We start from the raw sequence: 12,381 nt of genomic DNA, 5'->3' as shown, positions 1-12,381 counted from the left end.
ATTCTTGAGAAAACTATCGTTATGGCATCAAAATTTAGCCAAGCTACTGACACGGTTTTATTATAAAAGAATCGATGTACAAGGCACAAAATCAGCTAAACCCACCTTGTTTCTCGCCAGTCATCGTAATGGTGCAACCGATGGGCAAATTTACGTGTGGGCATTAGACGAGACGCCCTCGCTCATTTCCATACAAATGCTACGTAAATGGTTTCTACGCCTACTTTTTGATGGCATCCCGGTGGTGCGTCCCAAAGATGTTGCGCGTTATGGTATCTCGCCACAAGCCGTGGCATCTCCGATCCAACAAGCCATTACACAAATTGCTCAAGGTGGTTCATTGTGCTTAATGCCTGAGGGCAGTAGTGAATGGCAGCATCAAGCCTTGCCCTATAAAACAGGTATGGCACAAATCGTACAACAGTTAAAACAGCAACAAATCGACTTTGAGGTCCAATGTCTGGGGCTGTTTTATAGTCGCCCAGATGGGTTTAAAAGCCGTGTATCAATCGTGTTTGGCACTGCATTTTATCCACAAAGCAATGATATTGAACAAATTCAGCAAGAATTATCAACCGCCTTAAAAGAGGTTTCAGTACATTGTCAATCTATTGCCCACTTTAACCAAACTCAAGCATTGGCTTGGCAGCACTGTCAGTCACAAGATAGCGACTATGGTCAGGCATTTTTAGCCGCTCAACAGCAGACATTATTGGACCCGCCTGCAAGCCTTATTCAACCGCATGTCTGGCTACATCAACGCCTCATCCAACTCTTTTTTATCGTGGCTTTTTTTCCAACTGTTGTGGTGGCACGACTGGCGCAAAAAGCATCTGATGGTCGCAATAATGTCACCTTCTTTCGACTGCTGGGTGGCTTTTATGGCAGTCTTTTCACGCTATTGTATTGGGCAATACTGTGTTATTTCACACCCATACTGGCAATTTTCATCATCATCGTTGGTCATTTAGCGTGGTATTACTATCCTGAACCCACACCGATCAATCTATCTGCAGACCTTGGACGCTAAATGAATACATATATTGCTCGGTTATTTTTAGCAATCGTTTTGCTGTTGCTCATTCTTGCTGGTATCGCCATTAGCCAAGTAGGTCAAATCAAAGATCAATTCTCCTTGATCGCTGTCAGTATCTTATGGTTATGCAGTACTTGGCTCGCAATCAAAAAACCACAACATGCCAATCTAGGCGTGTTACTTTTTTTACTGTCTTGGGCAGTTTTTCCCTTATTGTCATTCATTGCCCAGTACATTTTAGGTTGGTCTGCCGATCCCTTATTGCTCCAAATTGATCAAATGCTCTGGCAAGGTCATACCCTTGCCGCCTATTTTCAGTATGAACAACACCCCGTTTGGGCTGATGTCATTTCGGCATGTTACTTTTTCTTCTATTTGCTGATTGTTGCGAGTGTTATTTATTATGCACTGCAACGCAAAACTCAGGCAGGGAAAAGCTTTTTTAATGGCTTAATCACACTGTATAGCATTGGTTTTATAGGCTATCTGCTATTTCCTGCGGCAGGTCCTGCTTTTACCATTTTGCCTCAGCATGGTGGCGGTGGTGTGATCAGCCAATGGGTGACTGCCACAGTCAATCAAGGGGTGACCGGTATGGACGTCTTCCCCAGTCTACACACCGCTATCTCAATTTTTATTGTTGGTTTTCTCATACAAACGGGGCATCGTAAAATCGGTATTGCTCTCATCCCTATCGTCACAGGCACAGTCTTTGCCACCATCTTTTTGCGCTATCACTATGGAGTCGACATTCTCTTTGGTTTAGCACTCAGCGCAATACAACTCAAAATCAGCCAACGTCAATTACAAGCGCCTTCTAGCAATGGATCAACATAGGTTTTACATACATGAAAAATAATATATTACCATCACTCGATGAAGCCCAGCATCTGGATATCCAAGCTGTAGGCGGTAAAGCAATGGGGCTGATACGCTCGCACCAAGCTGGATTAGCAGTACCAGAAGCTTTTATTGTTCCAACTAACATTTACCAAGCATGGCTTGCCCCCTTTAAAACAGCGATTGCACAATACGAACAACAGCATAATGCCAATGAAAAAAGCCAAAAGATTCGGGCATTGCTGCAACAACAAGCCCTCAGCCCCGAACTGATACAAGCACTGCAACAATTACAACAAGATAACCCTGACACCTATTTTGCAGTACGCTCTTCAGGCAGTGCTGAAGATTTACCGGGTGCAGCATTTGCTGGTTTGCACGATACGCTTTTAAATGTCCATGGCGTAGCAGCCTTGCAACAAGCGGTTTTACAATGTTGGTTATCCCTCTGGAACCCTGAAGTTATTATCTATCGCGAGCGTTTAGGTGTTCCAGACCACGCTGCTGCAATGGCTATTGTGATCCAAAAAATGGTCAATGTTGGTCCACAGGATGCTGCCGGCGTTGCTTTTTCAATTGATCCAGTCGGTGAAGACATTGAAAATGTGCTCATCAATGCTGCATTTGGTTTAGGTGAAACGGTTGTTGCCGGCGAAGCAGAAGTCGACGAATTTCGAATAAATGCACAAGGTGCAATTGATAGCCAGCATATTGCACAAAAAACCCATGCCCTAGTACGTGCAGCAAGCGGCAGTACGCTGCTCGAATTACCCATTACACAACAACAGCAGCCCGCTTTAAATGCTCAACAAGCCAAGCAAGTCGCAGAATTAGCCCGTTTAGCCGAACAACATGCGACGTTTCCACAAGATATTGAATGGGCTTTTGAAGGAGATCAGCTCTACCTCCTACAGTCTCGCGCAGTGACACGCTTTGCGCCACGCTGGACCCGTGATGAATCCGCAGAACGTTTTCCCAATCCAGTCACGCCTTTAACTTGGCAACTCTGTGAGGATGGTTTTCATCAGTCACTCAACTACTCTTTCCAATTGATGGGACTGCCTCCTTTTCATGACAAATGGTTTGTGCTCAAAGACAACTATGTTTATGGCAACCAAAATGCCGTGCGTGTCTACGCAGGGCGTATGCCAATCGCATCGTTAAATAGTACAGAAAAATTAGCTGCTTTTATTGAATCAGGTGGTTTATGGCAATTTACCTGGATCAGTGAACTTCCAACACGCTGGATGAATGACCTCGATAGCTATTTACTGGCCATTGGTCGCTTGAACGATATCGATTATCAGCATAAATCTATCACAGAATGTTGGGAAATTTTGCAGCAGATCAATACCCTTGGAACGGCTTATTTCTTACCCAATATTGCTATTTCTTTAACCCAAAGCTTGCTCTATCAAACCTTACGCAAAGTACTTGAACAGTTTATTCCCAGCCAAGCCCAACAGGTTTTTGATCAACTCATCGCGACCACAGAAACCAAAACTGCCTTGGTCAATCAAGCCATGTGGGAGTTATCTCGTCTATTACGCCAACATGATGAGTTATATACACGTAGCTTTGAGAATACCCAACAACTGCAAGATGCACTGCGAGACTATCCAAAATTGGCAAAAAAATTCCAGCAATTTCTTGCCCAGCATGGTCACCGTGAGGTGGACTTCGATGCCTATCATGCAACGTGGTTAGAAGCGCCGCATCTCGTTTTTTCTCAAATCCAATTGATGGCAAAACAACAAGAAGATCATCACACCGTCAGCTATTGGCAAAAACGCGATCAAATGCTGGCGACGGAACTTGAGATTCTTAAAGCGGTGCCAGAGACTTTTCGATTTTTCTTGCAAGAACTGATTCGCTTAGTTCGTACATATACTGCACTTGATGACATTGAGCATTACCACACCACACGTTTAAATATTCCCTTTCGCCGTGCAGCGCATGAAATTGGTAAACGTTTGGTCAACTATGGTGCCTTAGATGATGCTTGGGATGTATTTTTTATTCCACCAGACACATTGGGTGAGGCAATTGCATCACAAGACTTTAGCGATATTCGCCACCTTGCTGCCACAGAAAAAGCACGCTACCAACATGCGCAACAACATCCTGCTGCATGGGTATATGGCGAAGAAAATATCATCACTACCGACCATAGCGGCGAACGGCAAGGTTTAGCAGGCAGCTCAGGGCAAGCTGAAGGTGAGGTTTTTGTGATTACTGATCCCAATCAATTTGTTCATTTTCCCAGTGGTGCTATCTTAGTTGCCAAAACCACCAACCCAGCTTGGACACCACTATTTTACCAAGCCAAAGCCGTGATTACAGAAAGCGGTGGACCACTATCACATGGTGCTGTGACTGCACGAGAATTGGGTATTCCTGCCGTGATGAGTATTCGAGATGCCTGTAGCTGGTTACAATCAGGTGACCATGTCATCGTCGATGGACAAAAAGGTACTGTGCGACGCTGTGAGTCAACATAATCACAGCATCAGCAAAAATCACAAATATGCAGCAAGTGGTGATACATCATGTCGCTTGCTGTTCTTCTAGCTGTTCTTCTAACTGTTCTTCTAATAGCATATAGATCATGTCTATTTCAGGACAAGCATAGCCCAATTGAGTTAAAGCGGCGCTAATCTGCCCACGGTGATGCGTCGCATGGTGAAAAACATGTAGTAATGTGGCTTGATAAGGCAAAGAGAGCAACTGCCCTGCACAACTACGATAATGCAATTGCTCAGGGAGGGTTTCTTCATCCAATGTTGCCAACCACTTTAACCAAGATGCTGCACCAGTTTCTAATGCTCTTAATAATTGCTGTCGATCAGGTTGAATGATCTGATCTAATTTTAATGACGCAGTGTTTTCACCTTGAAAACGCGGGAACCATAAATGATGCTCACCCAACAATACATGATTTAAGGTGGCGAAAATACTTTTAAAAAATAAACCACAGTCTGCAAAAAAATCCTGATCAGAAATTTGACTTAAGTGTTTATTTAAATTCTGAGTTGCCCAAATATTGTAACGCGCTAAAATTTCAAAATTTTTTAAATTCATTAACCACCCCGAAATTCTGCTCCAAAACGCTTTTAAATTTATAATTTTAAATTCAAAAACTCGCTTGTTGATAACACATAAGTTATCCACACCTTACTTTTAAATTTATTTACTCAAACTTTGAATTTAAAAGTAGCTGCGTTATTTAAATTCAAATATAGTAAGCGCAAAATAAATTCAAAAATAAAAAACCGCAACACGCTATCTTATCCACAATACAAATACAGCGATACGTTAAAAATAGCAACTTAATCGCTTGATCATCACTTAAACAGTAGCAGCGAAAGATATAAAATTCTTATTGTTATATTTTAAATTTAAAAAATAGTTAGCCTATAAATCTGCCATAACCCACTATGATTACGCCACTTTTCTTCGACCAATATACGATCTTGTGCATCTCTTAAACGAACCAAACAATGATGAAAATCATCACTAAACTCAAATTCCTCAGCAACAATATCGAGTTTCTGTGGACGCCACATAGCATTTTCTACCGCATGTTGAATCTGGTTATAGCGATTAATACAGCTTTCATCGATGCCGGATGCTTGATAATGAATCAATAAATCTTCAGCCTCGTACTGTTGTAATTGTTGTACATTACCCAAATAATAGGCATTTACCCAAGCATCCCGACCTTGCTCAAAACTAAAATTCATTGTCACATCCTCTTTTTATCGTTGTACAATAAACAGTCTCCCATCAACTTAAAGCAATCCGTTGACAAGTAGATTGCAAGACACTAAATCGCTATCAAAGCGCATTCCATTTGCCACAACAACCGTTAAATTACTTCATAAAGCATTTGAATTTACTTAAATATTAGCTTGTTTTGCAGCCCTTCCAACAGCAATCATCTGTCACAGAATAAGCTTTAAGCCCATAAATTGTCGACAAAAAAGTCGACAAAAAAATACACGCCAATTGGCGTGTATTTTACAAAATGCTTAGCTGATATCTATATCAACGTCAATATCTATATCAACGTCAATTAAGCATCAATATCTGCATTCAATGCATTTTCCTCAATGAAAGCCCGACGTGGTTCGACATCATCGCCCATCAAGCAGGAGAACATGCGATCTGCTTCAATGGCATCATCAATGGTGACTTGCAGCATATTACGGTTTTCAGGATCCATCGTGGTCTCCCAAAGCTGCTCAGCATTCATCTCTCCCAAACCTTTATAACGCTGAATCATCATGCCACGACGTGAGTCAGACAAGACTTGATTCCAAACTTGGTGGAAGTTTTCTACTGCAATTTTGCGCTCACCTTTTTGTAGATATGCACCGTCTTCCAATAGCGTAAACCAGCTTTTGGCATTTTGTAGCAAACGCTTATACTCATTGGATGCCAATAACCCCGCATCCAATAAATAATGCTGTGGCAAGTTGTGGACATAAATGGTCATACGTGGCCAATAATGTGCTGACTTTTCACCGCTACTGCTCTCTTTTTCAAAACGCTCCAAACTGACCTCAGGGCGTAAGCTTGGCTGTGAGGTGAGCATCAAGGCCGCCAGTTGTTCAGCCCATTGCTGTACATATGCAGCATCTTGGGTTTGATCCAATTTAAATGCCTCTACAGCCAACAAGGCATCTAATAAACTTGCTGGATAACGTAGCGTTAAGCGGGTTAAGCTTTTCTGCGAGACTTGATAATCTGCAATCACTGCCGCCAAACGATCCCCACGAATCGCAGGCGCCTCAGCACTAATATGCAAAGACAATTCATCAAGTGCATTGGAGATTAGATAACTTTCTAAAGCATCATTATCTTTGAGGTATTGCTCTTGTTTACCTTTTTTCAGCTTATACAAAGGTGGTTGCGCAATATAAATATGACCACGTTCCACCAACTCCGGCATTTGACGGAAGAAGAATGTGAGTAACAAAGTCCGAATATGTGAACCATCCACATCCGCATCGGTCATGATAATAATTTTATGATAACGTAATTTGTCAGGGTTATATTCTTCACGCCCAATACCACAGCCCAAGGCTGTAATCAGTGTGCCCACCTCAGCAGATGAAATCATCTTGTCAAAGCGTGCCCGTTCTACGTTTAAAATCTTACCCTTCAAAGGCAAGATGGCTTGCATTTTACGATTACGCCCTTGTTTGGCTGAACCACCCGCCGAGTCACCCTCGACAAGATATAATTCAGATAACGCAGGATCTTTTTCTTGGCAATCTGCCAATTTACCAGGTAAACCAGCGATATCCAGTGCACTCTTACGACGTGTCATTTCACGCGCTTTACGTGCAGCATCACGTGCACGTGCAGCATCCACGATTTTACCTGCAATCGCTTTAGCCGCTGTAGGATTCTCTAAGAGGTACTCAGAGAAGGCCTTATTCATGGCTTGCTCTACCACGGGTTTGACTTCACTCGAAACCAACTTTTCTTTGGTTTGTGATGAGAACTTCGGATCAGGAACTTTGACCGAAATAATCGCGGTCAAACCTTCTCGTGCATCATCCCCAGTAACGTTCACTTTTTCTTTTTTGAGAATATTTTCATTCTCAAGATATTGATTTAGACCACGTGTTAAAGCCGCTCGGAAACCAGCTAAATGTGAACCACCATCCTTTTGAGGAATGTTGTTGGTAAAACAACGCACATTTTCTTGATACGTATCATTCCATTGCAACGCAACTTCTACAGCAATACCATTTTCTGAATCTGTGGTGAAATGAAAAATATCATTCAGGTTATTTTTACCCTGATTGATGTATTTTACAAATTCCGATAGACCACCAGCATAGTCATAAACATGTTCTAAATCAACACGTTCATCTCTTAAAACAATTTTTACACCAGCATTCAAAAAGGACAATTCACGCAAGCGACGCGCTAAAATATCTACATTAAAAATTGTTTGACTAAAAGTATCAGCACTTGGCCAGAAACGAACGACTGTACCAGTGAGTGCCGTCTCACCGATCACTTTTAAACGTTCTTGTGGATCACCATGGCGATATTCTTGTTGATGAATCTTACCAGCACGATAAATAGTTAATTCTAATTTACTTGAAAGCGCATTAACAACAGAAACACCGACACCATGTAAACCACCCGATACCTTATAACTGTTGTCATCAAATTTTCCCCCCGCATGCAAGATCGTAAGGATCACTTCTGCAGCAGATACTCCCTCTTCAGGATGAATATCTGTGGGAATACCACGACCGTTATCCGACACACTGACAGATTCATCTTGATGAATCGTCACAACAATCTCATTACAGTGTCCAGCTAATGCTTCATCAATGGCGTTGTCGACAACCTCAAATACCATGTGGTGTAAACCAGTACCGTCATCCGTATCACCAATATACATTCCAGGACGCTTACGTACTGCGTCTAGACCACGTAATACTTTGATACTAGAGGAATCATAAGTTTTTTCATTGGTCTGTTCTGATTGAGAAGCGATTTGATCTTCTGAACTCATGGTTTCTCCCTAGTGAAAATAATGGGCCTAAACCCCCAAATACTAAAAGCGTCATTCATACAGCAATAACTTGTCCAGACTCTACCTTGTATTGCCGATAAGCAATAGGAGAGTTCTGGAAATGATTATGGATAAAATCTTGGTCCAAGGTGGTCATAAAAACTTGACTTCCCAATTGGCTCAATCGCGCAATCAATCGCTGTTGCGCAGCCAAATCTAATTCTGCGGTCACATCATCCAATAATACCACAGTTTCCCTATTACAAGCATGTAACATAGCGATCTGTGAGAGCTTTAATGCCATAATCAACAATTTCTTCTGACCACGCGATAGCACTTGTGCGACATCACCATGTACCGTCTTCAAACGTAAATCTGCTCGATGTGGTCCATATTCGGTATAACGTCGATCCAAATCGCGTTGATGATGTTGCGTCAAATCCTGCAATAAGCCATGTTCCACATGAAACCCAGCCTGATATTCAAGCTCAATTTCTAGATCAGGCAATAATGCAGCCAAATCTTCAACCAAATAACATTTCCATTCAGCCAACATTGCCAAACGTTGTTGATGTAATTGCTCGCCATAATGGCTTAGCATCTGATTCCATGCACTCAAGTCTTGTAAACTCAACTGTCTAGAACGCTTTAATAAACTATTTCTTTGTTTTAAGGCACGTGAATAGTGTTGCCAATTTTGATAAAAACCAGGTTCCACATGAAACATCAGCCAATCCAACAACTGTCTTCGTGCTTTGGCACCATGATCAATAATATCGGTACTGAGTGGATCTAATAATTGTAAAGGTAGAATTTTTGCCAACTGTCCTTGTGTGGCAATGCTGTCACCATTAACCTTGATGACTTGCTCACCTGATAAATTTTTTTTTAAACCAATTTTTTCATATGCGGATTGCGCAAAAATCAATGCGTCTTGGCATTGGTACTGAATATAGTGCTTAGCAATATGGGTACGAAAAGATCGACCAGTGGCTAAAATATGCAATGCTTCTAGTATCGACGTTTTACCCGAACCATTGGCGCCATAAAAAATATTAAACGGTTGCAAATCTTGTAATGCAACCGTCGTTAGATTTCTTACACGCTGTATATTTAAACGCGTAATATGCATAAATACGACATCTTAAAAAATGACAGGAATAACGCGAGATATCGCAACTTTTTCAAGCTTAAACACGCATTGGCATAACCACATAGGTTTGATCGCTATGTGTTGGATCCTGTACCAAAACAGATTGCGTCGCCTCAGTCATAATCATGGTGAGATCATCACCATCTAAAACATTCAGCACATCTAAAATATATTGCGCATTAAAAGACATTTCGAGGCTGGCATTGCTGTATTGAATCGCCAAGTCTTCAATTGCTTCATCTTGCTCTGGGTTATTTGCACGCAACTGTAAGCTGTCTGGATTAAAATGCAAAAATACGCCGCGAAGTTTTTCATTACTTAAAATCGAAACCCGTTGTAGGGATTGCTTAAAAACGTCATGTGCAATCACTGCCTGTTTATCACCGCCACGTGGAATAACACGACGATAATCAGGGAATTTACCATCAATTAATTTAGTACTAAAACGTACTTGAATACCACCCTGTTCTTTTTCACGATTGGCAATATTAATGGTTACGTTCAACAGCTCACGACCAATCATGAGATTGAGTTGATGATCTTCTGTACTCAATAAGCGCTGTAACTCTCCCACAGCTTTACGTGGAACAATAGCTTGCATTAATTGGGCGGTGTCAGATTGTGCTTGTGTTTCACACAGCGCTAAACGGTGACCATCTGTAGTCACTGCACGTAAGCTTTGATCTTCAATCTCTAGTAAAGTCCCTGTCAAATAAAAACGTACATCTTGTACAGCCATAGCAAAAGCTGTTTTCTCAAATAAACGTTTCAACTCACGTTCAGTTACCTGTACCGATGTGCCTTGATTGCGATCATGGTTGAGTAATGGGTAATCTTCAGCAGCCAAAGTCCCTAACACAAAGCGGCTATTGCCACTTTTTAAAATACAACGCTGATCTTCAGTAATCTGTAAGTCAACCAATGCGGTATTGGGTAAAGACTTACAGATATCCATCAATTTACGTGCAGGAACAGTGGTTTCACCTGCTTGTAAACATGCGCCATCGGTCAACTGAGTACTGGCAACCAGCTCAACTTCAGAGTCCGATCCTGTAATAATTAAGGCCTGTTCAGTGGCTTGAATTTTGACATTGGAAAGAATATTAATGGTATGACGCCGTTCTACAGCTCCCATAACCAATGATAAAACATTGAGCAAACTCTCTTTTGCTATTTTCAAACGCACGATGAAATTCCTCTAAATCCAATGCAACCGAAGACAATTAATTTAATTTTTTAGCAGTGTACTATGCTGCAGAATATACCGTATTGCAACAAAGTACAAAGCGCAATTCTATCACGTATGCGATCCAAGCAATCATCATCAATAGCGTCATTTCGTACAAACAATTGCATAAAATTTAATCTTTCATGCAGCCCATTTGTAGCTTGAGGTATAAGTCACTAACTCTGCAACAAACGCATGAGATTCTTATAATCTTCATTAAAAATAGGATCTTCAGCACATAGGCTCTGCACTTTTTCACAGGCATGCATCACGGTACTATGATCACGCCCACCAAAAGCCATGCCAATTTCAGGAAAACTGTCTCCTGTTAACTCACGCGCCAACCCCATAGCCAACTGTCTCGGTCGCGCATAAATACGTGTTCTTTTAGGACCTGTTAATTCTTTCAAAGGAATCCGAAAATATTCACTGACCACCCGTTGAATATTTTCAGTACTAATCGTTCTGGCACGAATAGCCAGAACATCTTTTAACGACTCGCGCACAACATCTAAATCAATCGCTGCACCTTTAAAACGAGAAATTGCAACAACTTTATTGAGTGCGCCTTCCAATTCGCGGACATTCGCCACAACTTGTTGTGCAATAAATAAAGCACAATTTCGCGGTAAATCGATACCATTACTTTCGGCTTTTTTAAGTAAAATTTCAATACGCGTTTCAATATCTGGCGGTTCAACACCAACTGACAATCCCCATGAAAATCTAGAGACCAGTCGTGGATCAAGTTCAGTCAACTCTTTAGGATAACGGTCAGAAGTTAAAATAATTTGTTTAGATTCATCGAGTAAAGCATTAAAAGTATAGAAAAACTCAACCAAACTCGCTTCTTTACCGGCTAATAAATGGATATCATCAACCAATAGTAAATCCAAAGAACGACAGTTTTTCTTAAACTCCTCAACCTTACCTTTTTGCAAAGAGCTCACAAAGTCTTGTACAAAGCTTTCAGCCGTCATATACATTACGCGCGCATTGGGTTTGGCTTGTAATAAAGCATTCCCTACAGCTTGCATTAAATGTGTTTTCCCCAAACCTGTCGGACCATATAAAAATAATGGATTATGCTGAGACTCCCCCAATTGCGTTAACACTTTACGGCAAGTTTCTGCAGCCATTTGGTTTGACCGCCCCTCCACAAATAATGCAAAGGTAAACTGAGGATTTAATAAGCGTTTTTTTGCATTTTTACTTTGAGCATTGCTAGGGGCTTGCACAGACTCAAGCTCTTTTTCTTTTTTTGCTTTCGCTGTCGTAACAGGTGCAGTTGATAATGCTGCCGTCGTTGTAGCAGGTTGTTCCGCCGCAGAAAGAATTCCGCCGGGGCGAGAATCAACTAAAATCTCGACTTTACGAACCCGACCTTCAGACAGTTGCTCTGCCAAAATAGAGATCAACTCAAGATGATGCTCTTGTATATAGCGCGTCCAATATGGATTAGGTGCATAAAGTTTTAAAACACCATCACTTTCTTCAGCAACTAAAGGACGAATCCACATTGCGTAGACATTATCAGACAGCTCTTGTCGCAAGCGAGTTAAGCATTCTGTCCAAAGCAT

The 12,381-nt window shown here is 41.4% G+C and carries 9 protein-coding genes; 3 read left to right on the top strand and 6 right to left on the bottom strand.

Going from position 1 to position 12,381, the window contains the following annotated elements; translation table 11 throughout:
• Positions 1-4 precede the first annotated feature (4 nt).
• The 3 genes from BFG52_RS00045 to BFG52_RS00035 are packed head-to-tail and all read left to right on the top strand — an operon-like array spanning position 5 to position 4,377.
• Entirely contained in the window at positions 5-1,030 is a 1,026-nt protein-coding gene (locus BFG52_RS00045; RefSeq protein ID WP_157758053.1) for a 1-acyl-sn-glycerol-3-phosphate acyltransferase, read from the top strand.
• The gene (locus tag BFG52_RS00040; RefSeq protein ID WP_067550961.1) at positions 1,031-1,873 is read left to right on the top strand and encodes a phosphatase PAP2 family protein; all 843 of its coding nucleotides are present in this window, start codon (positions 1,031-1,033) and stop codon (positions 1,871-1,873) included.
• Positions 1,874-1,884: 11 nt separating this feature from the next.
• The gene (locus tag BFG52_RS00035) at positions 1,885-4,377 is read left to right on the top strand and encodes a PEP/pyruvate-binding domain-containing protein (protein ID WP_067550958.1); all 2,493 of its coding nucleotides are present in this window, start codon (positions 1,885-1,887) and stop codon (positions 4,375-4,377) included.
• Positions 4,378-4,423: 46 nt separating this feature from the next.
• Here BFG52_RS00035 and BFG52_RS00030 read toward each other — a convergent pair whose 3' ends face one another.
• The 6 genes from BFG52_RS00030 to dnaA form a co-directional block, all read right to left on the bottom strand.
• On the bottom strand, positions 4,424-4,957 hold the full coding sequence (locus BFG52_RS00030) for a DinB family protein (RefSeq protein ID WP_067550955.1): 534 nt from the start codon (positions 4,955-4,957) through the stop codon (positions 4,424-4,426).
• Between the two features lie 317 nt (positions 4,958-5,274).
• Positions 5,275-5,619, bottom strand: a complete 345-nt coding sequence (locus tag BFG52_RS00025; RefSeq protein WP_067550952.1) for a hypothetical protein — start codon at positions 5,617-5,619, stop codon at positions 5,275-5,277.
• A gap of 332 nt (positions 5,620-5,951) precedes the next feature.
• Entirely contained in the window at positions 5,952-8,420 is a 2,469-nt protein-coding gene (gene gyrB, locus BFG52_RS00020; protein WP_067550949.1) for a DNA topoisomerase (ATP-hydrolyzing) subunit B, read from the bottom strand.
• 55 nt (positions 8,421-8,475) lie between these two features.
• Positions 8,476-9,552 (bottom strand): DNA replication/repair protein RecF, encoded by a 1,077-nt coding sequence (recF, locus tag BFG52_RS00015; RefSeq protein WP_067550946.1) that lies wholly within the window; start codon positions 9,550-9,552, stop codon positions 8,476-8,478.
• 58 nt (positions 9,553-9,610) lie between these two features.
• Entirely contained in the window at positions 9,611-10,759 is a 1,149-nt protein-coding gene (gene dnaN / locus BFG52_RS00010) for a DNA polymerase III subunit beta (RefSeq protein ID WP_067550943.1), read from the bottom strand.
• Between the two features lie 218 nt (positions 10,760-10,977).
• Complete coding sequence (dnaA, locus tag BFG52_RS00005) at positions 10,978-12,381, bottom strand: chromosomal replication initiator protein DnaA (RefSeq protein ID WP_067550940.1); 1,404 nt, start codon at positions 12,379-12,381, stop codon at positions 10,978-10,980.

This window comes from Acinetobacter larvae (assembly GCF_001704115.1).
GTDB classification, from domain to species: domain Bacteria; phylum Pseudomonadota; class Gammaproteobacteria; order Pseudomonadales; family Moraxellaceae; genus Acinetobacter; species Acinetobacter larvae.
The sequence above is the reverse complement of the archived record's forward strand: the minus strand, read 5'-3'. Positions and strand labels throughout refer to the sequence as shown.